At 72.5% G+C, this 23,639-nt stretch carries 19 protein-coding genes and 1 pseudogene; 8 read left to right on the plus strand and 12 right to left on the minus strand.

Going from position 1 to position 23,639, the window contains the following annotated elements; genetic code table 11:
* Position 1: 1 nt before the first annotated feature.
* Entirely contained in the window at positions 2–523 is a 522-nt protein-coding gene (locus AC07EJ_RS17825; protein ID WP_100594182.1) for a sigma-70 family RNA polymerase sigma factor, read from the minus strand.
* Between the two features lie 204 nt (positions 524–727).
* Here AC07EJ_RS17825 and AC07EJ_RS17830 point away from each other — a divergent pair, with 204 nt between their 5' ends.
* Positions 728–1,744 (plus strand): aspartate-semialdehyde dehydrogenase, encoded by a 1,017-nt coding sequence (locus tag AC07EJ_RS17830; protein ID WP_389477416.1) that lies wholly within the window; start codon positions 728–730, stop codon positions 1,742–1,744.
* An 11-nt stretch (positions 1,745–1,755) separates the two neighbouring features.
* Here the strand turns inward: AC07EJ_RS17830 and AC07EJ_RS17835 are convergent, their stop codons facing one another.
* Positions 1,756–2,271, minus strand: coding sequence for a DUF1203 domain-containing protein (locus AC07EJ_RS17835; protein WP_478884484.1), 516 nt, complete (start codon positions 2,269–2,271; stop codon positions 1,756–1,758).
* A gap of 124 nt (positions 2,272–2,395) precedes the next feature.
* On the opposite strand from AC07EJ_RS17835, the gene pepN reads away from it, so the two are divergent.
* Positions 2,396–4,966 carry an aminopeptidase N gene (pepN, locus tag AC07EJ_RS17840; RefSeq protein ID WP_478884485.1) on the plus strand — a complete coding sequence of 857 codons (2,571 nt, stop codon included), beginning with the start codon at positions 2,396–2,398 and terminating at the stop codon, positions 4,964–4,966.
* A 64-nt stretch (positions 4,967–5,030) separates the two neighbouring features.
* On the opposite strand, the gene AC07EJ_RS17845 is transcribed toward pepN, so the two are convergent.
* From AC07EJ_RS17845 to AC07EJ_RS17865, 5 genes and pseudogenes are all read right to left on the minus strand, one after another.
* A complete protein-coding gene (locus AC07EJ_RS17845) occupies positions 5,031–6,248 on the minus strand; it encodes a M14 family zinc carboxypeptidase (protein WP_478884486.1) in 1,218 nt (405 codons plus the stop codon).
* 276 nt (positions 6,249–6,524) lie between these two features.
* Positions 6,525–7,673: an allantoicase gene (gene alc / locus AC07EJ_RS17850; RefSeq protein ID WP_478884487.1), complete on the minus strand. Its 1,149-nt coding sequence runs from the start codon at positions 7,671–7,673 to the stop codon at positions 6,525–6,527.
* A gap of 129 nt (positions 7,674–7,802) precedes the next feature.
* Positions 7,803–8,717, minus strand: coding sequence for a LysR family transcriptional regulator (locus AC07EJ_RS17855; RefSeq protein ID WP_389477406.1), 915 nt, complete (start codon positions 8,715–8,717; stop codon positions 7,803–7,805).
* Positions 8,718–8,721: 4 nt separating this feature from the next.
* Positions 8,722–9,687, minus strand: a complete 966-nt coding sequence (locus AC07EJ_RS17860; RefSeq protein ID WP_478884488.1) for a DMT family transporter — start codon at positions 9,685–9,687, stop codon at positions 8,722–8,724.
* A gap of 40 nt (positions 9,688–9,727) precedes the next feature.
* Positions 9,728–10,711, minus strand: a pseudogene (locus AC07EJ_RS17865) (EamA family transporter).
* 141 nt (positions 10,712–10,852) lie between these two features.
* Between AC07EJ_RS17865 and AC07EJ_RS17870 the strand changes: the two are divergent.
* The gene (locus tag AC07EJ_RS17870; protein ID WP_389477400.1) at positions 10,853–11,353 is read left to right on the plus strand and encodes a MarR family winged helix-turn-helix transcriptional regulator; all 501 of its coding nucleotides are present in this window, start codon (positions 10,853–10,855) and stop codon (positions 11,351–11,353) included.
* Positions 11,354–11,374: 21 nt separating this feature from the next.
* Here AC07EJ_RS17870 and AC07EJ_RS17875 read toward each other — a convergent pair whose 3' ends face one another.
* A complete protein-coding gene (locus AC07EJ_RS17875) occupies positions 11,375–12,838 on the minus strand; it encodes an FAD-dependent monooxygenase (protein WP_478884489.1) in 1,464 nt (487 codons plus the stop codon).
* A 156-nt stretch (positions 12,839–12,994) separates the two neighbouring features.
* Here AC07EJ_RS17875 and AC07EJ_RS17880 point away from each other — a divergent pair, with 156 nt between their 5' ends.
* Entirely contained in the window at positions 12,995–13,567 is a 573-nt protein-coding gene (locus AC07EJ_RS17880) for a TetR/AcrR family transcriptional regulator (RefSeq protein WP_478884490.1), read from the plus strand.
* A gap of 126 nt (positions 13,568–13,693) precedes the next feature.
* Here the strand turns inward: AC07EJ_RS17880 and AC07EJ_RS17885 are convergent, their stop codons facing one another.
* From AC07EJ_RS17885 to AC07EJ_RS17895, 3 genes are read right to left on the minus strand one after another with little or no spacing between them, the layout of a single operon-like run.
* Positions 13,694–13,933: a hypothetical protein gene (locus AC07EJ_RS17885; protein WP_389477395.1), complete on the minus strand. Its 240-nt coding sequence runs from the start codon at positions 13,931–13,933 to the stop codon at positions 13,694–13,696.
* 20 nt (positions 13,934–13,953) lie between these two features.
* Positions 13,954–16,050 (minus strand): 4-alpha-glucanotransferase, encoded by a 2,097-nt coding sequence (gene malQ, locus AC07EJ_RS17890; protein WP_389477393.1) that lies wholly within the window; start codon positions 16,048–16,050, stop codon positions 13,954–13,956.
* The gene (locus AC07EJ_RS17895; protein ID WP_389477390.1) at positions 16,051–16,296 is read right to left on the minus strand and encodes a hypothetical protein; all 246 of its coding nucleotides are present in this window, start codon (positions 16,294–16,296) and stop codon (positions 16,051–16,053) included.
* Positions 16,297–16,625: 329 nt separating this feature from the next.
* Here AC07EJ_RS17895 and AC07EJ_RS17900 point away from each other — a divergent pair, with 329 nt between their 5' ends.
* From AC07EJ_RS17900 to AC07EJ_RS17915, 4 genes are all read left to right on the plus strand, one after another.
* A complete protein-coding gene (locus AC07EJ_RS17900) occupies positions 16,626–19,613 on the plus strand; it encodes a beta-N-acetylglucosaminidase domain-containing protein (protein WP_478884562.1) in 2,988 nt (995 codons plus the stop codon).
* A 95-nt stretch (positions 19,614–19,708) separates the two neighbouring features.
* Positions 19,709–20,275, plus strand: coding sequence for a PadR family transcriptional regulator (locus AC07EJ_RS17905; RefSeq protein WP_389477388.1), 567 nt, complete (start codon positions 19,709–19,711; stop codon positions 20,273–20,275).
* Complete coding sequence (locus tag AC07EJ_RS17910) at positions 20,272–21,000, plus strand: ABC transporter ATP-binding protein (RefSeq protein WP_478884491.1); 729 nt, start codon at positions 20,272–20,274, stop codon at positions 20,998–21,000. The genes AC07EJ_RS17905 and AC07EJ_RS17910 overlap by 4 nt, the downstream gene beginning before the upstream one ends.
* Before the next feature lie 79 nt (positions 21,001–21,079).
* Complete coding sequence (locus tag AC07EJ_RS17915) at positions 21,080–22,399, plus strand: ABC transporter permease (RefSeq protein ID WP_478884563.1); 1,320 nt, start codon at positions 21,080–21,082, stop codon at positions 22,397–22,399.
* Between the two features lie 117 nt (positions 22,400–22,516).
* On the opposite strand, the gene AC07EJ_RS17920 is transcribed toward AC07EJ_RS17915, so the two are convergent.
* Positions 22,517–23,578 (minus strand): mechanosensitive ion channel family protein, encoded by a 1,062-nt coding sequence (locus AC07EJ_RS17920; RefSeq protein ID WP_478884492.1) that lies wholly within the window; start codon positions 23,576–23,578, stop codon positions 22,517–22,519.
* Between the last annotated feature and the right edge of the window lie 61 nt (positions 23,579–23,639).

A 23,639-nucleotide genomic window follows, 5' to 3' on the forward strand; every position in this document is an offset into this window, starting at 1 on the left:
GTCACACCACCTCCCCTTCGCGCAGCCGCGCCCGCAGCATCCGTACCGCCGTGTGCAGCCTGCTCTTGACCGTGCCCTCCGGGATGCCCAGCTCCTCGGCTATCGCCCGGACCGGCAGATCCGCGTAGAACCGCAGGACGACGACCTGACGCTGGGTGTCCGGCAGCTCGTCCAGGCCCTGTGCCACCGCCAGCGACAGGACCCGCGACTCGGCGCCGTCCTCCGCGCGCTGCTCCTGGCGCAGCGACGCGAGCCGCTCGCCGAGCCGTTCCTGGCGGCGGCGGGCCCGGTGCCAGTCCATCGCGAGGTTCGAGGCGACGACGGCGGCCCAGGCCGACACGTCGCGCGGCGCCTCGTCGCCCCGCGCGGCCCGCTCCAGCAGTCGCAGCCGCACCTGCTGCACGCCGTCCTGAAGGTCGCCGTGCGGTACCCCGCCCAGCGACAGGACGGCCCGCACCCGGTCCTCCTGTGCGGCATCCAGCGGATCGGCCGCCTCCGCGCGGCGCGTTCTTCTGCGCAGCAATGCCCCTCCCCTCCCCCTGGCTCGCCCGCGTTTCCCCTAGGACGCCGGGACCGGGTGAAACGTTCGCACCGTGAGACGGGGATGAATGTGGCGCCCCGCACCACGGACAATGGATTGGACAAGGCGGACGGGGACAGACGCATCATGGAACGGCACCCCCGCTTTTCTGTTCGTGTATGTCGTGTATGTACGGAGGAAACCCCTGTGAAGGTCGGAATCGTCGGAGCCACCGGTCAGGTCGGCACGGTCGTGCGCAAGATCCTCGTCGAGCGGGACTTCCCGGTCGACGAGCTGCGCCTGTTCGCCTCGGCCCGCTCGGCCGGGACGGTCATCGACGGTGTGACGGTGGAGGACGCCTCGACGGCCGACTACACGGGCCTCGACATCGTCATCTTCTCCGCGGGCGGCAGCACCTCCAAGGCGCTGGCCGAGAAGGTCGCGGGCCAGGGCGCGGTCGTGATCGACAACTCGTCGGCCTGGCGCAAGGACCCCGAGGTCCCGCTGGTCGTCTCCGAGGTCAACCCGCACGCGATCGCGAACCGCCCCAAGGGCATCATCGCCAACCCGAACTGCACGACGATGGCCGCGATGCCGGTCCTGCGTCCGCTGCACGAGGAGGCCGGCCTCGAAGCGCTCGTCGTCGCCACCTACCAGGCGGTCTCCGGCTCCGGCCTCGCGGGCGTCGCCGAGCTGCACGGCCAGGCGCAGAAGGTCGTCGCCGAGGCGGACAAGCTCACGCACGACGGTTCCGCGGTCGAGTTCCCCGAGCCGCAGGTCTACAAGCGGCCCATCGCGTTCAACGTGCTGCCGCTGGCCGGCGCCATCGTCGACGACGGTCTGCACGAGACGGACGAGGAGCAGAAGCTCCGCAACGAGTCCCGCAAGATCCTGGAGATCCCGGGCCTCAAGGTCTCCGGTACCTGTGTGCGCGTGCCGGTCTTCTCCGGGCACTCGCTGCAGATCAACGCCCGCTTCGCGCGTCCCCTGTCCGTCGAGCGCGCCACGGAGCTCCTGTCCGGCGCCCCCGGCGTCGAGCTCTCCGACATCCCGACGCCGCTCCAGGCCGCCGGCCAGGACGCCTCGTTCGTGGGCCGCATCCGCGGCGACGAGACCGTGGAGAACGGCCTGTCGCTGTTCGTCTCGAACGACAATCTCCGCAAGGGCGCCGCGCTGAACGCGGTGCAGATCGCGGAGCTGGTGGCGGCCGAGCTCAAGGGCTGACGCCCGCCCCCTTACGGCTGCGGCCTGCGCACCTCGAACTGGAAGCAGCCGTACTCCAGGGCCCGCACGTGGACGAGCGCCACGTGCGGGTCTGCGAACGCGTCGGCGAACGCCGCGTCGAAACCGGCCGTCGCGTCCTCGGGAATCTCCAGGAGGCGCCCGCCGACGATGTGCCCGTCGGCGTTGTAGCGGCGCACGGTGCGCAGAGCGCCGGGCCGGCCGAAGGGGTAGCCGCCGGCGTGCGGCGCCGGCCCTTCGCAGTCGTCGGCGTGGATGAAGACCGGACCCTGCTCGTCGTACGCGCCCGGGTACGCGCCCGTGGCCTCGCTCCAGCGCCGCAGCGGCGCGTACGAGACGAGCGCGACCCTCTCGCCGGGCTCGACGGAGCGCAGACAGCAGCGCAGCGGGGAGCCGATCGCCGCGTCGTCGGCGGCGGTGAACGCGACGCACGGGCGCCCCGCGTCGTCGGCGTCCCGCAGTTCCTTGAGGGTGGCCGGTGCGATGGGCCGTGCCGTGTACCTGGTCATGTCCTCCAGGCTGGTCCCGCGCGCGCGGGTTCACCGGCGGAAAACGGACATCGCGCTCGCCGCTTCCCTCGTGGAAGGATGACCGGAACGTCACAAACGTAGACCGGATCTAGGAGATGACCGCGTGCCTGGCACCAATCTGACCCGTGAAGAGGCGCAGCAGCGGGCGAAACTGCTCGAAGTCGAGTCGTACGAGATCGATCTCGACCTCTCGGGAGCGCAGGAGGGCGGCACCTACCGGTCCGTGACCAGCGTGCGGTTCGAGAGCGCAAAGGCGGGCGCTCACACGTTCATCGACCTGGTCGCCCCGGCGGTCCACGAGGTCGTCCTGAACGGGCATTCGCTGGACGTGGCCTCCGTGTTCCGCGATTCGCGGATCGAGCTCAAGCACCTGGAGGCCGGGCCGAACGAGCTGCGGGTCGTCGCGGACTGCGCGTACACCAACACGGGTGAGGGCCTGCACCGCTTCGTCGACCCGGTCGACCAGCAGGCCTATCTGTACACGCAGTTCGAGGTCCCGGACGCGCGCCGCGTCTTCGCCTCCTTCGAGCAGCCGGACCTGAAGGCGACCTTCCAGTTCACCGTGAAGGCGCCGACGGGCTGGACGGTCATCTCCAACTCCCCCACCCCGGAGCCGAAGGATGACGTCTGGCACTTCGAGCCGACGCCGCGCATCTCCACCTACATCACGGCCCTGATCGTCGGCCCGTACCACTCGGTGCACTCCTCGTACGAGGGCGCGAACGGGCAGTCCGTGCCGCTGGGCATCTACTGCCGGCCCTCGCTCGCCGAGTTCCTCGACTCGGACGCGATCTTCGAGGTGACGCGGCAGGGCTTCGACTGGTTCCAGGAGAAGTTCGACTACGCGTACCCGTTCGCCAAGTACGACCAGCTCTTCGTGCCGGAGTTCAACGCGGGCGCGATGGAGAACGCGGGCGCGGTCACCATCCGCGACCAGTACGTGTTCCGCTCGAAGGTGACGGACGCGGCGTACGAGGTGCGTGCGGAGACGATCCTGCACGAGCTGGCCCACATGTGGTTCGGCGACCTCGTGACGATGGAGTGGTGGAACGACCTCTGGCTGAACGAGTCGTTCGCCACGTACACGTCGATCGCCTGCCAGGCGTACTCGCCGGACAGCCGCTGGCCGCACTCATGGACGACGTTCGCCAACTCCATGAAGACGTGGGCGTACCGGCAGGACCAGCTGCCCTCCACGCACCCGATCATGGCCGAGATCCGCGACCTCGACGACGTCCTCGTCAACTTCGACGGCATCACGTACGCCAAGGGCGCCAGCGTCCTCAAGCAGCTCGTCGCGTACGTCGGCATGGACGAGTTCTTCCAGGGCGTGCAGGCGTACTTCAAGCGCCACGCGTACGGGAACACGCGCCTGTCCGACCTGCTCGGCGCGCTGGAGGAGACCAGCGGGCGCGACCTGACGGCGTGGGCGAAGGCCTGGCTCCAGACGGCCGGCATCAACGTCCTGCGCCCGGAGATCGAGACGGACGCGAACGGCGTCATCACGTCCTTCGCCGTCCGGCAGGAGGCCCCCGCGCTCCCCGCCGGCGCCAAGGGCGAGCCGACGCTGCGGCCGCACCGCATCGCGATCGGCTTCTACGAGCTCGATGACGACAGCGGCAAGCTGCTGCGTGCCGACCGCGTCGAGCTGGACGTCACGGCCACCGAGCTGACCCAGGTCCCGCAGCTGGCCGGCAAGCGCCGCCCGGCCGTGATCCTCCTCAACGACGACGACCTGTCGTACGCGAAGGTCCGCCTGGACGAGGAGTCGCTCGCGTTCGTCACCGAGCACCTCGGCGACTTCGAGTCGTCCCTGCCGCGCGCCCTGTGCTGGGCCTCGGCCTGGGACATGACGCGCGACGCCGAACTGCCCACCAGCGCCTACCTGGAGCTGGTCCTGTCGGGCATCGGCAAGGAGACCGACATCGGCGTCGTGCAGTCCCTGCACCGCCAGGTGAAGCTGGCCATCGACCTGTACGCGGCCCCCGTGGGACGCGACGGGGCGCTGGCGAGCTGGACCGAGGCGACGCTGGCCCACCTGCGGGCGGCGGCGGCGGGCAGCGACCACCAGCTGGCGTGGGCCCGCGCGTTCGCGGCGACGGCCCGCACGCCGGAGCAGCTCGACCTGCTCGAGGCGCTCCTCGAGGGCACGCAGACCATCGAGGGCCTGGCCGTCGACACGGAGCTGCGCTGGGCGTTCGTGGAGCGGCTCGCGGCGGTCGGCCGCTACGACGAGCCGGAGATCGCGGCGGAGTACGAGCGGGACCGGACCGCTGCGGGCGAGCGCCACGCGGCGACGGCCCGCGCGGCGCGCCCCACCGCCGAGGCCAAGGCGGAGGCCTGGGCGTCGGTCGTGGAGTCCGACAAGCTCCCGAACGCGATCCAGGAAGCGGTCATCGGCGGCTTCGTCCAGACCGACCAGCGCGACCTGCTGGCCCCGTACACGGAGAAGTTCTTCGCCGCGGTCAAGGGCGTCTGGGAGTCGCGCTCCCACGAGATGGCCCAGCAGGTGGCGATCGGCCTCTACCCGGCGATCCAGGTCTCCGGGTCCACCCTGGACGCGACGGACACCTGGCTCACCGCAGCCGAACCGAACGCGGCCCTGCGCCGCCTGGTCTCGGAGTCCCGCGCGGGCGTGGAGCGCGCGCTTCGGGCGCAGGAGGCTGACGCGTAGTCCGGCGCCGCCGAGCCAGCCCGCAGGGGCGTCCCGCCAGGTGCGGGGCGCCCCTGCGGCTTTCTCACGCCCGTGCGCCTACGACCTCGAGCATCGTCTGCGTGTGCAGGTTCGTCTGCACCGTCAGCGGCACCCAGCGGGGCTCGTACTGCCGCTCCATGTCCTGGCACCAGTCTCCGACCAGGCCGTCGAGCCGGGCCGCGACGGCGGCGTCCGCGTGCGCGGGCCGCTCGCCGAGGGCGCCCCGCAGCATGGCCGCGGCGCGCAGCGGGGTGCGGCGGGCGGAGATGCCCAGGGAGACGGAGTTGCCGACGGTGGCGGCGAGTTCGGCGGCGCCGAGTTCCCGCGCGTCGTACGACGTCCAGGTGTCGACGATGCCCGGGGCGACCTCGATGAGTTCCTGGGCCGCGGCGAGGAAGGGCAGGCGCTCTTCGGGCACCCGGGACGTCCACTCCCCGAGCACCGCTTCGAGCTGCTTGGTCCGGCTCAGCAACACCTCGGCGAGCCGGGCGAGTTCACGCTCGCGGCTGCCGGCCGTGGGGCGCGCGTCACTCACCGCGGACACCGCCCAGTACGGCGTCTCGACGACGGCGGAGACCGTGCCGTGCCGCATGGCGTACGTCCAGGTGGCCTCGGACGTGAAACCCGTCGGATCGCGTTCGTCGGCGGCCTGCGCCCCGGGCAGCACCAGCACACCGGGGACATCGACGTACCAGCCCATGCCGTCGAAGGGGCGCAGCTCCAGGGGGACGCGCTGACGGGCCGCGACCTGGCGGAACGCCTCGGCCACGCCGGGGGTCTCGCGCGTCAGCTGCAGGAAGGAACCGCCGACTTCGACACCGTGCAAGGAGAACTGGACAGCGGGGCGCAGCTCGTCGATGAGCCGCACCAGGGCCTGCGACTCGGGCATCGGGGCCCGGTCCTCGCCCTGTACGGGAAGGAACTCCGGCTGGCTGGTGAACGCGGGCCGGTAGAAGTTCCGGAAGTACCCCTCCACGGAGCGCGGCCCGTGCAACCAGCGCTCGGCCAGCCGCATCCCGTCCGGATCGAGGCAGAGCAGGAAGTGCCACGTGCTGCCGGTCCGCGCGAGCACGTCGGGGTCGAGGGCGAAGTACCCGGCGAGAGCGAGCGCGGAGGCCCCGCCCGCCGGTTCGTTCGCATGCGCGCCGGCCACGACGAGAACGTCACGCGGCCCATGTCCGGCGGTGAGCAGCCACAAGGGGCGCCCGCCCCGCGAGACCCCGACGGATCTCAGCCGCAGCAGACCGGGTCGCGCCGCCACCAGCGCACGAGCGCGCGACTCCAGCTCACCGACAACGGGACACGGGCCACGCCACATCACGACCGTCCGGCTCCCCTCGGTCAACTTGCGTTTACCGTACGGAACTTGGTGAACCAGCCACGCCGAAGTGGCGCGTGTTCCCAGGCTCACCCCGACGGGCGGGAGCGTCAAGAACGCGCTTCCGGGAGCGAAGGTGCCGGTGCGGCTGCGCACCTGGTGGCGACGGCGCCGCGCGACGCGGCGGGGCCGGTCCGATGCCCCGCCGCGTCCCGCCGGTCAGGACTCGCCGCGGCCGTAGCGTTCGCGCAGTTCGTCGCGCCCCTGCTCCGTCAGGGATCCGTGCAGGCGCATCCGGGCCACGCCGCCGTCCGGGAAGGCGTCGAGGCGTACGTGGGTGGCTACGGCCTGGGCGTGGAGCTTGAAGCGGTGGAGGGTGTCGGGCTGGAGGCGGGTGCGGGGGATGATTTCGTACCATTCACCCGTGTCGCCGTTGCGGCCGCTCAGGGCGATCCAGCCGGCCGAGTTCCCCTTCAGGTACGCCGTGTCGATCTCCACCGCACGGATCGCGCCCTGCGCGGCGAGGCGGAACCGCACCCAGTCGTTCGTGCCGTGCACCCGGCGCCTGCGGTTCTCCCAGCCGTCGTCCATCTTGCGGGACGTGCCGGGCAGGATGATCTGCGTGGGCGAGGAGTAGAACTTGTCCGACGCGTCCTCGTACACACCGCCGTTGAGGACCGAGATCAGGTCGAACGTGCCGAGCAGGTCGAGCCACTCGGGGTCGGGGACGACCTCGCCGTGCACGCGCAGGCGGGCCACGCCGCCGTCGGGGTGCTGGCAGAGGCGGAGGTGGGTGTAGCGGCGTTCCGAGGTGATCGTGAAGCCGTTCGCCGCGTGGCCGCGCACCGGGGTCGGAGCGATGAGCTCCTCCCACTTCACGTCGTCCGCGAGGACGCCCTCGGGGCTCGGGGCGCCTGCCACGCACGCCGCCTGGACGCTGATGCGCTGCGGGTAGTTGCCGCGGAAGTGCGCGGTGTCCACGACGATGCCGCGGATCACGCCGGGCGCGCCGAGCCGGACGATCGCCCAGTCGTGGTCCTCGGGCGCGGGGAAGGGGGAGTCGGCGGTGCCGCGGCGGCGGCGGGTCTCCCAGCCGTCCATGATCTTGCCCTTGTGGCCGAAGTGCTCGGGGTCGAACACGGCGGGCTCGCGCACGAGGAGGTTCTCGCGCTGGGCGAAGAACTCGTCGTTCGCCGCGATGACTCCCGCGCCCAGGCGCCGGTCGGCGAGGTCCACCAGCTCCGCGTAGCTCTCGGTGTCACCGAAGTGGCGGTAGTCGGCGTACGGGTCGCCGCCGGAGTAGGGGGCGGCGTCGTTGGCGTGGGGGTCCTCGTGGGCGTCCTGCGGCGTGGCGTCAGATGTCGTCATACGTCCACTGTCGGACCCGCCGAGCCCTTAGGTCCATCGAAACTTTTCGACATGTACGTTCAGCTGAGCTGAATGGTGATGGTGGGTGAACGGTGGCGGGCGGACGGTGGGCGGTGGGCGGTGGCCGCCTCAGCGTTCCGCCGCCGCTTCCCTCAGCGCGTCCAGCACCCTCGACACCGCCGGCGCCTCCTCCGACCCCCTGCGCACCGCCGCCACCACGTGCCTGACCGGGCGGTCCTCGCCCAGCGCGCACATCACGACGCCCTCACGCCCCGCCGCCGCCATGCGCGGCACGAGGGCGATGCCCATCCCCGCCTCGACCATCGCCAGGATCGCCGTCCAGCCGGCCGCGCTGTGCGCCTGCTCGGGCACGAACCCGGCGGCCTCGCACGCGGCCCGCGTGATCTCCGACCAGGGTCCGGAACCGCCGAAGATCCAGTGCTCCCCGGCCAGCTCGGCCAGGCGCGGGCCCGCCGCTCCCGCCGCTTCCGCCAGCGGATGCCCGGCGGGCAGGGCCACGTCGAGCGGGTCGGCCAGCAGCGGCACCCGCGTGAACTTGGGGTCGCGCGCGGTGGGCGCGTGCGCGGCGAGCGACAGGGCGAGGTCCACGTCACCGGCCGAGAGCAGCTCGTACGCCTCCGAGGCTTCCGCCTCGCGCACCCGCACCGTGATCCCGGGGTGGCCGGTGCGCAGGGCGCGCACGGCGGGCACCACCAGGGCGGGCACGGCGGTGGAGAACGCGGCGACCCGCACCTCCCCGGACTCGCCCTGCAGATAGGCGTCCAACTCCGCGTCGGCACGCTCCAGTTGGGCGAACACGGCTTCGGCGTGCCGCAGGACGAGGTGGGCGGCGTCGGTGAGGCGCACGCGCCGCCCGTGCGCCTCCAGGAGCGGCACGCCGAGCTGTCTGGCGAGGTTGGTCAGCTGCTGCGACACGGCCGACGGGGTCATGAGCAGCGCCTGCGCGGTGGCCGTGACGGTCCCCCGGTCCCGCAGGGCCCGCAGGATCGCGAGCTTCTTGATGTCCCAGTCGGCGGTGCGCATGGGGTCAACGTATCCGGGTCCCGCTCCGGGTCGCGGAGCCGAGGGCCACCCCCGCCAGGATCAGCGCCATGCAGAGGATCTGCAGCCGGCCCATGGCCTCGCCGAGGACCGCGTACGAGAGCAGGGCCACGCACACCGGCTGGAGGTAGTAGATGACGCCGGCGCGGGCCGCGCCGATCTGGGCGATCGCCTTGTTCCAGGCGAAGAACGCGACGGCGGACGAGACCACACCCACGTACAGGAGGGGCGAGACCGTCGCCGCCGTCGGCTCGAAGCCGCCCTGCACGGCGAGGCTGACGAGGAACACCGGCAGCAGCATCAGCGCGCCGAGCACGAACGTCGCGAAGAGGAACGCGGGGCCGCTGATCTCAGACGGCCGGCGCCGCAGCAACGCGCTGTACGAGCCGAAGCAGACCGCCGCCGCGACCACCCACAGGTCGCCCACCGTGAAGTCCGGCGCCAGGGAACCCTTGCTCACCAGGAGCAGCACACCCGCGCACGCGATGACCGTGCCGGTCACCCGGCGGGCCCCGAGCCGCGTGCCGCCCATACGTTCGTACGCCGCCATCAGGACCGGCGACGCGGCCATGATCATGCCCATGTTCCCGGCGGACGTCGTCATCGCCGCCTGGTTGACGAGCGTGTTGTAGACGGTCACGCCGAGCAGCGCGGCGAGCAGGAGGAAGCGCAGGTGGGCGCGGAGCAGCGCCCGTTGCCGCCAGGCGGAGCGCGCCGCGAACGGCGCCACCGCCACGATCGCGATGATCCAGCGCCAGAACGCGTGCTGGATCGGGGGCACGCTGTCGTGCAGCGCGCGGGAGGTGACGAAGCTGCCCGACCAGACCACCGTGGCGAGCAGCGCGAGCGCGAGACCGGTGCCGAGCCCCGCGCCTGCGCGACGCTCTCGCTCCCCTCCGTTCCCCGCTGCGGGCTTCTCGGCGCCGGTGGATGTCCGATCCAGGACTGCCATCTCGTATCCCCTCCTGAGCTGCGGTCGCACTACGACCCGACTACCGTCGCAGCCCTCCACCCATCAGGTCCATCGAAACTTTTTGGTTGCTCTCTTCAGTAGAACTGAAAGGTCGGGACTGAGTGACAGGGGCGACGGGGGAGACAGGGGCGACAGCGGTGACCCGGGACGGGCGCTGACCCAGCAGCGTCGCGCCGAACGCCAGCGCCATGCCCGCCACCTGCACCGGCGACAGGGCCTGCCCGAGCGCCGCCCAGCCGATCACCGCCGCCGTCAGCGGCGAGAGCGGGCCGAGGAACGTGACCTGCGTCGCGCTCAGGCGGCCGATGCCGCGGAACCACAGCCAGTACGCGACCGCCGTGTTGGCGAGTGCCAGGTACGCGTAGCCCGCGACGGCCGGGCCGTCCAGCGCCGGCGGCGCATCCTCGACGAGGAAGGCGATCGGGGCGATGAGGAGGCCGCCGGCCGTGAGCTGCCAGCCGGTGAGCGCCAGGGGACCCACGCCCTCCGGGCGGCCCCACCGCTTCGTGAGGACCGTTCCCGTGGACATCGACGCCGTGGAGGCCAGCGCGGCGAGCGCGCCGACCGGGTCGAGCGCGCCCGCCGCCTTGAGCACGACGAGGCTGACGCCGAGGGCGGCCGCGATGCCGGTCAACAGCGTGCGCCGCGTGGGGCGTTCACCGAGCAGGAGCGTAGCGAGGCCCGCGACGAACAGCGGGCCGATCGAGCCGACCACCGCCGCCATGCCGCCGGGGAGGCGGTACGCGGAGAGGAAGAGGAGAGGGAAGAACGCGCCGATGTTCAGCGCGCCGAGGACCAGGGCCTTCTACCACCAGATGCCGCGCGGCAGCGTGCGCGCCATCGCCAGCAGGAGGAGGCCCGCGGGCAGCGCCCGCATCAGCCCGGTGAACAGCGGGCGGTCGGCAGGCAGCAACTCCGTGGTGACCGCGTAGGTCGAACCCCAGGAGATCGGGGCCAGGGCGGTCAGTGCGATCACGGCACCGTTGCGCTTGTTCGTCTTCATCGGGTGCTCCCCCCGGGGCGAAGTAGGTTGACGGAAAGTAGCTTAGTCGCAAGTTACTTTTCGTCAAGTCGCTTTTCCTCAAGTTACTTTCAGTCGAGCTACTTTCTTGCGGTCGAGCGACCCGCGTCGCATACTCGCCCCATGAGCAGCGACAAGGACGCCGTCGACGCGATCGCCGACCAGTGGGCCGAGGTCAGGCCCGACCTCGACACCACCGCGATGGAGGTCTTCGGCCGGGTGTACCGGATCGCGCGCGCCATGGGCGACCGCATCGACAAGACATACGCGCGCTTCGGCATCGCACGGGGCGAGTTCGACGTCCTCGCCACACTGCGCCGCTCCGGCGACCCGTACACCCTCTCGCCGCGCCAGCTCTCGGCGACGCTGATGCTGACGACCGGCGGCATGACCGGGCGGCTCGACAAGCTGGAGCGGCGCGGCCTGCTGCGCCGCTCGCCCGACCCGCACGACCGCCGCGGTCTCCAGGTGACGCTCACCGACGAGGGCCGGGCGCTGGTCGACGAGGCGGTCGGTGCCGGGCTCGCCGTGCAGACCGAGGCGCTCGCCTCGCTCGACAGCGAGCAGGCCGGCCAACTGGCCGACCTGCTGCGTCAGTTGATGGCGGGCACGCAGGCCCCCTGAGCCCGCGCGGCCCGCCCGGACCTACGCCCCGAATGCGTACGGGTCGATGCCCGCCGGGAGATCCGCCGCCTCATCCGACGCCCAGGCGACATATCCGTCGGGGCGCACCAGGAGCGAGGTGCGGCGGTCGCTCGCCCAGTGGGTGACGGAGTAGCGGTCGTCGCCCTTGTCGCGGGTGCCCTCGGGGACGATCAGGACGAACGTGCCCCGGCGCAGGGCCTCGTAGAGCCGACCTTCCTTGAGCGTGACGTCGGGGACGCGGGTGCCGACGAGGCGGTGCGCGCCGCGCGGGGCCGGGTAGGCTACGCCGATTCCGGTGAGCCGGCCGACCACGCGGGTGCGGGCGGGGCGGACCCGGCCGAGGAACGCGGTGAGGGCCGCGCGGGCCGCAAGGGTCCAGGGGCGGTGGGCCATGGCGAGCCTGGCGATGCCGCCGCTGCTGCGCAGGACGGCCTTCCCGACGGGATGACGCTCGGCCTCGTAGGTGTCCAACAGGGCTTCTCCCGCACGGCCGTTGACGACGGCGGCGAGTTTCCAGCCGAGGTTGGCGGCGTCCTGGAGGCCGGTGTTCATGCCCTGGCCGCCGGCCGGGGTGTGGACGTGCGCGGCGTCGCCGGCAAGCAGGACGCGGCCGACGCGGTAGGCGGGCGCCTGGCGCTCGTCGCTGTGGAAGCGGGACATCCAGCGGGCCTCGTACATCCCGTAGTCGCGGCCGAGCGCGCAGCGGGTGACCTCCTTGATCTCGTCGAGGTCGAGGGGCGCGGACTCGGGGACGTTGCGCGCGCGGTTCCAGCCGATCACCCGGTAGTAGCCGTCGCCGAAGGGGGCGATGAACGCGAAGGCGTCGCCGACGGCGTTGACCGTGAGGACGCTCCCGGGCTCCTCCGCGAGCTTCACGTCGGCGAGGACGACGGAGCGGATGACGGACTTGCCGGGGAAGGGCAGCCCGACGCTCTCGCGCACGGCGCTGCGCATGCCGTCGGTACCGACGACGTACGCGGCCCGCAGCGTCGAGGACTCACCGTCGCCCGTGCGGACCTGGAGTGTCACCCCGTCCGCGTCCTGGGTGAGGCCGGTGACCTCGCTCTCGTACGAGAACTTCACGCCCGCGTCGGTGGCACGCTGCTGGAGAGCGGCCTCGACCTCGTACTGCGGCAGGACCAGGACGTGGCGGAAGCGGGAGGGGAGGCCGGTCAGGTCGACGGAGAGGCGGTTGAAGAGCTGGAGCCTGTCGAGGGCCTGGCCCTTGGCCTCGACGCGGTCGGCGAGGCCGCGGGCGTCGAGCTGCTCCAGGGTGCGGGCGTGCAGGACGAAGGCCCGGGAGAGGTTGCTGACCTTGTGGGGGCGCTTCTCGACGACGGTGACGGGGACGCCCGCGGCGGCGAGGTCGCCGGCGAGGAGCAGGCCGGTGGGGCCGGAGCCGACGACGATCACGGTGCGAGGAGTGGTGCCGTTCATGGTGGCCTCCCGGGTCCGGACGCTCATGGCCGACGCTTGCCGGTCAACGCTTGCCGGTCAACGCTTGCCGGCCAACACCTGTTGGTCAACGCCCGTTGGTCAACAGTTGTTGGTCAACATCTGTTGGCAAACTTAGAGGACCAGCCCTGGACTGTCAACAAGTGTTGGCCTACGGTTGTTGGCATGACAGGAGCCACCCAGCAGGCACGCCGCTCGGACGCCACCCGCACCGCGATCCTCGCGGCCGCCCGCGAACGCTTCGCCGCCGACGGATACGAGCGGGCCACGATCCGCGCCATCGCCAAGGACGCGGCGATCGACCCGTCGATGGTCATGCGCTACTACGGCAACAAGGAGGGGCTCTTCGCCGCGGCGATCGACCTGGACCTGCGGCTGCCGGACCCCGGGAAGATCGCGGTCGACGACATCGGCCGGACCCTCGTACGGCACTTCCTCGACCTGTGGGAGGAGAACGAGGTGCTCACCGCGCTGCTGCGCGTGGGCGCCACCAACGCCGCGGGGGCCGAGCGCATGCAGGACATCTTCAAGGAGCAGACACTGCCGCTCGCCCTGCGCGTCTGCCCCGACCCCGCTGAGGCCCCGATGCGGGCCGCGCTCTGCGCGTCACAGGTCCTCGGCCTCGCGCTCACCCGCTACGTTCTGCGCTTCGGCCCCGCCGTCGGGCTCGGCCGCGACGAGATCGTGGAGTGGCTCGCGCCGACCCTCCAGCGCTATCTGACGGCCGAGCGTCCGTAGAACACACCGGAAACACCCCGGTAAAAGCACCGGGAGCACCGGGAACGCACCGAGGGCGCCCTCGGTGCGCGGTGCACACGAGGACGCCCTCGATACAAAGACGTATGAAGTTCAGAGGTGCGGCGGTCAGCCCTGCTTCTGCGGCTTGCGGGACTTGTCACCGACGATCACAAGGCCGGCGATCACCAGGAACAGCACGATCGGCGCCGCGACAAAGAGGCCAAGGGTCTCGATGACGGAGAGGCCCTTACCGGGGTCGTCGCCGTCGTCGCGCGCCAGGGCGAGCGCGGGGGACGTCATGAGCAGCATCATCAGCGTCGTACCGGCAGCCAGGGCGCCGGCGCGCAGGGCGTTCTTCTTGTCCACGGTGCAAACGTAGCGAACACCTAAACGGGCCGCGCGCCCGGGGGTGCCGTACGGGGCAGTCCGGACCGCAGGACGTCGATGAGCGCATGCGCCCTCGGCGAGGCCGTGAGCTCCTCGAAGGGGACCGGACGGCCGGTGGGATCGGCGATCGGGAGCCGCCAGTTCGGATACTCGTCCCAGGTCCCCGGCAGGTTCTGCGGGCGCCGGTCACCGACCGCGTCGGGCAGCCAGACGCCGACCATGCGGGCCGGGGTCAGCAGCAGGAAGCGGTGGACGGCCCGGATCTCCTCCTCCTCGCACAGACCCCCTCCCCCGCCGCCGGGCAGCAGTCCGAGGCGCGCGAACAGGGCGGTCCACTCGGCGACTTCCGCGGTGGCCTCGGCCTCCTCCCGTGCGAGCGGCCGCCCGAGGAGACCGAGGCTGTCGCGCAGCCGCACATGGTCGCCGGTCAGCCGGGCCGCGGTGGACGGCAGATCGTGGGTGGTGGCGGTGGCGACACAGGCCGTACGCCACTGCTCCGGCGGCACCGGGTGGCCCGTCCCGTCCCAGTCCCGCTCGAACCACAGCACGGACGTGCCGAGCACCCCGCGCGCGTCCAGGGCCTCGCGGACGCCGGGCTCGACCGTGCCGAGGTCCTCGCCGATCACCAGGGCGTCGGCGCGGCCGGCCTCCAGGGCGAGGACGGCGAGCATCGCCTCCGCGTCGTAGCGGACGTACGCCCCCTCGGTCGGCGGCTGTCCGGCCGGCACCCACCAGAGCCGGAACAGGCCCATGACGTGGTCGATGCGGACGGCTCCGGCGTGGGCGAGCAGGCCGCGCAGGAGCGCGCGGTACGGGGCGTAGCCCGCGGCGGCGAGCCGGTCGGGGCGCCAGGGGGGCAGCCCCCAGTCCTGGCCGCGGGAGTTGAAGGCGTCCGGGGGCGCGCCGATGGACATGCCCGCGGCGAAGATGTGCTGCTGGGCCCAGGCGTCGGCGCCCTCCGGGTGCACGCCCACGGCCAGGTCGTGGACGAGCCCGATGGGCATACCGGCGTCGCGTGCGGAGCGCTGCGCGGTGGCCAGCTGGGCGTCGGTGAGCCAGGCGAGGTGGCTGTGGAAGTCGACGCGGTCCATCAACTCGGCGCGGGCGCGGGCGGTTTCGCGCGATCCGGGGTCGCGCAGGGGCTCGGGCCAGGTGTGCCAGTCGGGGCCGTGCCGCTCGGCGATGGCGCACCAGGTGGCGTGGTGGTCCAGGTCCGCGCCCTGCTCGGCGAGGAAGTCCCAGTAGGCGGCGCGGCGGCCGGGGCCGAGCGGGACGCGTACGACGAGTTCGAGGGCGCGGCGCTTGAGGTCCCACACGGCGTCGCGGTCGATCAGGGCGCTCTTGTGCAGGACGCCGTCGCGCAGCCTGGCGGCCTCCACGAGCAGCTCGCGCGCGCGGTCGCGGTCGGCGTCGGGCAGATAGGCGTATTCGGGGATGTCCTCGACGCGCAGGTGTACCGGGTCGGGGAAGCGGCGCGACGACGGGCGGTACGGGGAGGGGTCCGTGGGCCCTGCTCCGCCGGGTACGGCCGCGTGCAACGGGTTGACCTGCACGAACCCGGCACCGGCGGTCCGGCCCGCCCAGGCGGCGAGGTCGGCCAGGTCACCGAGGTCGCCCATGCCCCAGGACTTCGCCGACAGGAGGGAGTAGAGCTGCACGAGCAGCCCGTACGCGCGCTCGTCCGGGGTGCGCACGCGTGGCGGGGCGACGATCAGGTGGGCGTCGGCCGCGGCGCCGTCGGGGGCGGTGGCCCGCAGCCGGTGCACGCCGAGGGGAACGGGCCCCGGCGGTCGCCAGTCTTCGACGCGTTCGCCCTGCTCGGTGACCAGCTGGAGTGTCACACCTTCGGGTAATTCCCGCGCCCAGGCCGGGGCGGGCTCACCGGACCACAGGACGACCGTCGGCGGCAGCAGGCGCGCGGCCTCCGCCTCGCGCGCGGCCAGCGCATCCCGTACGGACTCCGGGGTGCCCGCGTCGACGCCGAGGGCGGCGAGGACGGCGACGAGCGCGGCGTCCGGGGCCTCGACCGTGCGGCCGGGGGAAGGGGAGTAGGACGGGGCGACCCCGTGCAGCGCGGCGAGCCGGGCCAGCGTCACCTAGACCCCCAAGGAGTCCAGGCCCGCGACCGGACCCGAGGGGGTCGGCTCGCTCGTGAGGGGCGCTACGTCGATGAGGGCGGGCTCGCTGGTGAGCGGCTGCGCGTCGGCGAGGGGCGGTTCGCTGGTGAGGGGCAGTTCGGCGCCGAACGCGAACTCGTCCGGCAGCGGCAGGGCGGGTGCGGGCAGGATGACGTCCGCCTGTTTGGACAGGGCCGAGAGCAGAAGGTGCGCTGATGCGGCCATGAAGGCCTCCTTTTCGCGGTTCTTCGCGGGTCTTGTCGTCGATCTTTTCGTGAGTGACGGTCTCGGCAGCTCTACCCAGCAAGCACGGCCCCAGACATGAACGACCCGACAACGTGTTACTGGTCACATTCTGTTCCATGGGTGGGACTCGGCCGGTGAGCGGCGCGAATCACCCCCTCCCACCACTCCCGGCCGGGCAATTGCGGCACAACGGCCACTCCCGTTGACACTCCGACCCGGTCAGTGGTGGGCTCGGCTGCCACCCTGTGACACCCATGACCGGTCCCACCGCCGTGCCGAGACCGACCGAGACCAACGAGGAGTGTGCCGTGCAGCTCCGGCGCCACAGGAAGGGGGCGGCGGCGATCGCTGCCGCCGTCATCGCCAGTGCGCTCGGGGGAGCCTCCGGTGCGGTGGCGGCCCCGCCCGGCCCACCCCTCTCCACGGGTGACCGGGACAGCGGTACGCAGGGACTGCCGCCCGCGGTGTGGCCCCGGCCGCAGTCCCTGCGTACCCCCTCCGGCGCGGAGTCCGTCACCGTGACCGACGAGGTCGTCCTCGTCACCGGCCGCGGCGCCGACCGGTACGCGGTGGACGCCCTGCGCACCGCTCTGCGCGGGTCGGGTGCCCGGCACATCACCGAGGTCGACGACGAGAGCCCGCTGCCCGCCGGTCCCGCGCTCGTGGTGCGGATCGGCTCCGTGGCCGCCGGGTCCGCGGCCGGCGACGGATGGGGAGCGGCCGACGCGCGCCCCGGCCGGGGACAGGGCCTCGCCACGGCGCTCGGCGCTCTCGGCGCGTCGGCCCGCAAGGACCTGCCGTCCGGCGGGTACCGGCTCGCCGTCGGGCGGACGGACGGCCGGGACACCGTCGCCATGGAAGGCGTCGGTGACGACGGCCTGTTCCACGCCGTGCAGACGTTCCGGCAGCTGGTGAGCGGGCGGAAGGTCGTCGGGGTCGTCGTGCGCGACTGGCCGGGGACGGCCGTGCGCGGCATGACGGAGGGGTTCTACGGGACCCCGTGGACCCGTGAACAGCGGCTCGACCAGCTGGACTTCATGGGGCGCACCAAGCAGAACCGCTATCTGTACGCGCCGGGCGACGACCTGTACCGGCAGGCGCGGTGGCGCGAGACGTATCCGGCCGCCCAGCGCGCGGACTTCCGGGCCCTTGCCGAGCGGGCGCGGGCCAACCACGTGACGCTGAGCTGGGCCGTGGCCCCCGGGCAGGCCATGTGCATGTCGTCGGACGACGACGTCAGGGCCCTGAACCGCAAGCTCGACGCCATGTGGGCGCTCGGCGTGCGGGCGTTCCAGCTGCAGTTCCAGGACGTGTCGTACAGCGAGTGGCACTGCGAGGCGGACGCGAAGACGTTCGGCTCGGGGCCGAAGGCGGCGGCGCGGGCACAGGCGCGCGTGGCGAACGCGGTGGCGCGCCACCTCGCCGCGCGGCACCCGGGCGCGGGTCCGCTGTCGCTGATGCCGACGGAGTTCTACCAGGACGGGTCGACGGAGTACCGCGGCGCACTCGCCGGCGGGCTCGACGACTCCGTCGAGGTGGCGTGGACGGGCGTCGGCGTGGTCCCGCGCACGATCACCGGGCGCGAACTGGCGGGCGCGCGGACGGCGTTCGGGTCAGCACACGACCTCGTCACGATGGACAACTACCCCGTCAACGACTACGCGCAGGACCGCATCTTCCTCGGGCCCTACACGGGCCGCGAGCCCGCGGTGGCGACGGGTTCGGCGGCGCTGCTCGCCAACGCGATGGAGCAGCCCGCGGCCTCCCGCATCCCGCTGTTCACGTCGGCGGACTACGCGTGGAACCCGCGCGACTACCGCCCGCAGGAGTCCTGGAAGGCCGCGATCGACGACCTGGCGGGCCATGACGCGCGCACCCGCGAGGCGCTCGGCGCGCTGGCGGGCAACGACGCGTCGTCCGTGCTCGGCGAGGACGAGTCCGCGTATCTGAAGCCGGTCCTCTCCGGCTTCTGGGACTCCCGTACGACGCTGCTCACCGACCGCGCGCGGTACGAGGCGGCGGCGAAGAAGCTGCGGGACGCGTTCACCGTGATGCGGCGGGCGCCGGAGCGGCTCAAGGCCACTGCGGTGGACGACGAAGTGCGGCCCTGGAGCGACCAGTTGGCGCGGTACGGGGAGGCCGGGGAGGCGGCCGTCGACATGCTGGACGCGCAGGCCCGCGGCGACGGCGCGGCGGCGTGGCGGGCGGCGCGGTTCCTGGAACGCCGGCGGGCCGACCTGAAGTCCCGCCAGGTCACCGTGGGCAAGGGTGTCCTTGACCCGTTCCTCGACCGGGCGCAGAAGGCGTACGCGGCGTGGGCGGGGACCTCTCGCGCGGACGCGGCGGCCGACGGTGCGGCGAAGCTGCCGCGGGCGCGGCGGCTCACGGCGGTGACGGTCCTGGCCGACCCGGGCACCCATGGCACCGTGCAGGTCCATGTGCCGGGCGAGGGCTGGAAGTCCGTGGGCACGCTCGCGGACAGCGGCTTCACCGAGCCGAAGCTGAGGCCGAAGGACGTACGGGTGGACGCGATCCGGGTGTCCGGCGCCGCGAAGGGCGCCGTGCGCCACGTCGTCCCCTGGTACGCGGATTCCCCCGACGCCTCGTTCGAGCTGGCCCGCACGGAGCTGGACGCGGAGATCGGCGGGGGCGCGCGGCGGGTGACGGCGCGCCTGACGTCACAGCGGCCCGGCTCCGTGGAAGGACGGCTGAGCGCTCAAGGGCCGCACGGCATCAAGGTGTCCCTGCCCGCGCAGGCGACGCTCCCGCGTGGCACGCAGGTGAGCGCTCCGGTCGACATCACGGTCCCGGAGGGCACCCCGGCGGGCACGTACGACGTCCCGGTCAGCTTCGCCGGCACGACGCGCACGGTGTCGGTGCGGGCGTATCCGCGCACGGCGGGCCCGGACCTGGCCCGCGAGGGCAAGCCCTCGTCCTCGGGCGACGAGACCGCGGACTTCCCGGCGTCCCTCGCCACCGACGGCGACCCGCAGACGCGCTGGTCGTCCCCCGCCGAGGACGGCGCCTGGTGGCAGGTCGAACTGGCGAAGCCGGTGCGCCTCGGCCAGGTCGTGCTGCGCTGGCAGGACGCGTACGCGAAGGGCTACCGCATCCAGACGTCCGCCGACGGCAAGTCGTGGCGCACGGCGGCGACCGTGAAGGACGGCCAGGGAGGCCGCGAGTCGGTCCGCATGGACGCCCGCGACACCCGCTTCGTCCGCGTCCAGGGCGACAAGAGGGCCACGCAGTACGGCTATTCACTGTGGTCGGTGGAGGCGTACGCGGTCGCGGAGTGACGTAAGCGGAAGCTTCGTTCTCACTTCTGGTGTCATCGCGACTCGCCCCCTGGCCACTATGTACTCAGTACATACACCGAGTGCATACTGAGTCCATGAGCACCCGTCACGTCCTTCTCGGGCTGCTGGCTGGGGGGCCGAGCCATGGCTACGACCTCAAGCGGCGCTACGACGAACGCTTCCCGCAGGCCCGTCCGCTGGCCTACGGGCAGGTCTACACGACCCTGCAACGCCTGGTGCGCGACGGCCTCGCCGAGGTCGAGGGCACCGACTCCGACGGCGGACCCGAGCGCACGCTGTACCGGTCCACCGAGGACGGCGCGCGTGAACTCGCCCAGTGGGCCGGGGACATCACCGCGCCCGCGCCCTTCGTGACGAACGAGATCTTCGCCAAGGTCGTCGTATCGATCCTCGCCACGGCGGCGACCGAGAAGCCAGGAGCCGGGGAGCCGGTCGACCCGGCCGCTCTCCTGCTCGCCCAGCGCGCCGCCCACATGGCGCGTATGCGCGAACTCACCGCGCTCAAGTCCGATCCCGGAGCCGACCTCACCACGGTCCTCTCCGCCGACTACGCACTCACCCACCTCGACGCCGACCTGCGGTGGATGACCACCACCGCCGCCCGGCTCACCACCCTGACCGCGGAGGTCAACGCAGCATGAGCACGCGAGCCGAGCAGGCGACGGACGGGGCGCCGATCCTCGCCGCCCGCGGCCTGACCAAGTCGTACGGGAAGAGCGAGGCCCTGCGTGGCGCCTCCGTCGACCTGCGCCACGGCGAGATCCTCGCCGTCACGGGCGCAAGCGGCAGCGGTAAGTCGACGCTCCTGCACTGCCTCGCCGGAATCGTCCGACCCGACAAGGGCTCGGTGTCGTACGGCCACGAGCAGCTCGACCGGCTCCATGAGGAGCGGCTCAGCGAGCTGCGGCGCACGGACTTCAGCGTCGTCTTCCAGTTCGGGCAGCTCATCCCGGAACTGACGGCGCTCGACAACGTGGCGCTGCCGCTGCTGCTCGCCGGTACGTCGCGCTCCGCCGCGCACGCCCGTGCCGATGAGTGGCTCGAGCGGTTCGGTGTGCGCGGCCAGGCGGCGCTGCGTCCCGGCGAGATGAGCGGCGGCCAGTCCCAACGGGTCGCGCTGGCACGCGCGTTGGTGACGGGACCGCGCATCGTCTTCGCCGACGAGCCCACCGGCGCACTCGACTCCCTCGCCGGTGAACAGGTCATGGCGGCCCTGGCCCGCACGGTCCGCGAGACCGGCGCCGCGGTCGTCCTGATCACGCACGACGCCCAGGTCGCGGCCTACGCGGACCGCGAGGTGCAACTGCACGACGGGATGGTCCAGGAGCAGGCCACGGTGTCCGGGGCGGTGCGCCATGACATCTGAGACAACGACCGCGAACGCGGCGGCCGGAGGGGAGAAGCGGGTCGAGAAGGGCACGTTCCGTGGTGCCCTGCGCCTTGCCATGCTGCTCACCCGGGGTTCGGACCGCCGCGAGTGGTGGCGGATCTCGCTCACGGCGCTCGGCGCGTTCGCGGCGACGGGGTTCGCCCTGCTCGCCGTCGCGCTCGGCTCCCTTCGCGGCTGGGTCGCCTTCCCGTACTGGCACGGTCTCCTGAACGGGGAGGGTGAGCGCCGCGGTCTCGTCACGGCGCTCCTCCTGCTGCTCATTCCGGTACTCGGCTTCCTCGGGCAGTGCGCCCGTATCGGCGCCGTGCACCGCGACCGTCGCCTTGCCTCACTGCGCCTCGCGGGGGCCGGGCCGCGGCAGGTGCGGCGGATCGCGGCGCTCGAGTCGGGGCTCGCCTGCCTCGCCGGTTCGCTGCTCGCCTTCGCCGCCTTCTGTGTGGCCGTCAACCGGCTCGGCCGCACCCCCGACGCGATCGCCTGGGTGGGTCTGGCGGCCGTCGTCGTACTGATCCCCGTCCTGGCCACCGCGGTGAGCCGGTTCACCCTGCGCCGCGTCGTGTCATCGCCGCTCGGTCATGTGCGACGGGTACGGCCGCAACAGGGTCCCGGAGCGCTGCTCGGGCTGCTCGCCCCGGCCGCACTGATCATCGCGGGCGCCGCGCTCCTGTTCCTGCCGGGCCTGCGGCTGGGGACCGCCTCGTTCCCGCTGTTCGTCTTCGCCGCGGTGGTCCTCACCGGTGCCGGATCCGTGTGGGTCGCGGGCGCCGCCGCCAAGGTGATCGGCCGCAGGCTCGCGGACCGTACCGACAGCCCGACCGTCCTCATCGCGGCCGAGCGGCTGCGGGACGACCCGTGGGCCGCCGCCCGTACACACGCGGCGCTGCTTCTGGTCACGGTGGTCGGCGTCGGTTTCGTCGGCGTACGGGAGATCCTCGTCGCCGGCCTGGACCGGCAGCAGCGCGAGGGCACCCTCGGGGACCGGGGGTTCTACACCGCCGGTATCAACCTCGCCGGAGGCGCCGTTCTGATCGCGCTCGTGATCAGCCTCGCCGGGCTCGCGGTGGGCACGGCCGAGTCGCTCGCCACCCGGCGCAGGACGCTCGCCGCGCAGGTCGCCGCGGGCGTGCCGCACCGGGTCCTGGCGCGCACGCTGCTTCTGGAGACGGCGCTGCCGCTGGCCCCCGCGCTCGCCTTGGCGGGCATGGGCGGGACGGCCGTGTACGTGGCGTACGGGCGTTTCGTCGGCGACGGCATCCCGGTCGTGCTGCCGCTGCTCGTGCCCTTCGCGGTCTACGCCGCCTGCCTCGCGGCCGCCGCCACATCGCTGCCGCTGCTGCGACGCTCGGTCCACCCGTCGGAGCTGCGGGTCGCCTGACCGGCGGCCACACTGCCGGAAGGGGCGCGGGGAGAACGCGAAGGGGCGCCCGGAACGTGAGTTCCGGGCGCCCCTTCGCGCGCGTAGCGCCTACTTCGATCGTTTCGGCTGCTTCGACTACTTCGACATGTTCGGCGGCGCGATCGGGGAGGCCGCCAGGGACTGCGGGGACGTGCTCGACGCGTAGGCGGACGGGGCCGAGACGCCGGCCGTCGGGTCGGCGGTGGCCTCGTCGCCGGCCGGCAGGGGGAGGCGGCCGACGATGCGGATCCCGGCCTCGTCGAAGGCCAGCTTGATGCGCCAGCGCAGCTCGCGCTCCACGGTGAGGGACTTGCCGGGCATCGTCTTCGCCGAGACGCCCACGACCATGGAGTCGAGGAGCACGCTGTCCAGGCCGAGGACCTCGACCGGGCCCCACAGCATCTCGTTCCAGGGCTCGTCCTTGCTCATGGCGACGCCGACCTCGGTCAGGGTCTCCTTGACCTTGACCAGGTCCTCGTCCGAGCGGACGGTGACGTCGACGCTCGCGGTGGCCCAGCCCTGGGAGAGGTTGCCGATGCGCTTGACCTCGCCGTTGCGGACGTACCAGATCTCGCCGTCGGCGCCCCGCAGCTTGGTGACGCGCAGGCCGACCTCTATCACCTCGCCGGAGGCGACACCCGCGTCGACGCTGTCCCCGACGCCGTACTGGTCCTCAAGGATCATGAAGACGCCGGACAGGAAGTCCGTGACGAGGTTGCGGGCGCCGAAGCCGATCGCCACACCCGCGACACCCGCCGAGGCGAGCAGCGGGGCCAGATTGATCTGGAACGTGCCGAGGATCATCAGGGCGGCTGTGCCAAGAATCACGAAGGAGGCGACCGAGCGCAGCACGCTGCCGATGGCGTGCGAGCGCTGGCGGCGGCGCTCCACATTGACCAGCAGGCCCCCGAGCGCGGTGCCGTCGACGGTCTGGGCCGTGCGGTTCATGCGCTCTATGAGCTTGGTGATGGCGCGCCGGATGGCCACTCTGAGGACCGCGGCTATGACGACGATGAGCAGGATGCGCAGGCCGATACCCAGCCAGGTGGACCAGTTCTGCTCGACCCAGCTGGCGGCGTTGGTGGCCTGTTCCTGGGCGTCCTTGAATGTGGTCGGGTCCGAGGACGGGTCGGACGCCGACAGGACGGACAAGATCACGGCAGAAACCTCCAGGCATAGCGGCCGCCCGCGAAAGGCGAAGTTACGGGCAGACCCACCA

The sequence above is a fragment of the Streptomyces sp. NPDC045026 genome, from assembly GCF_056432625.1.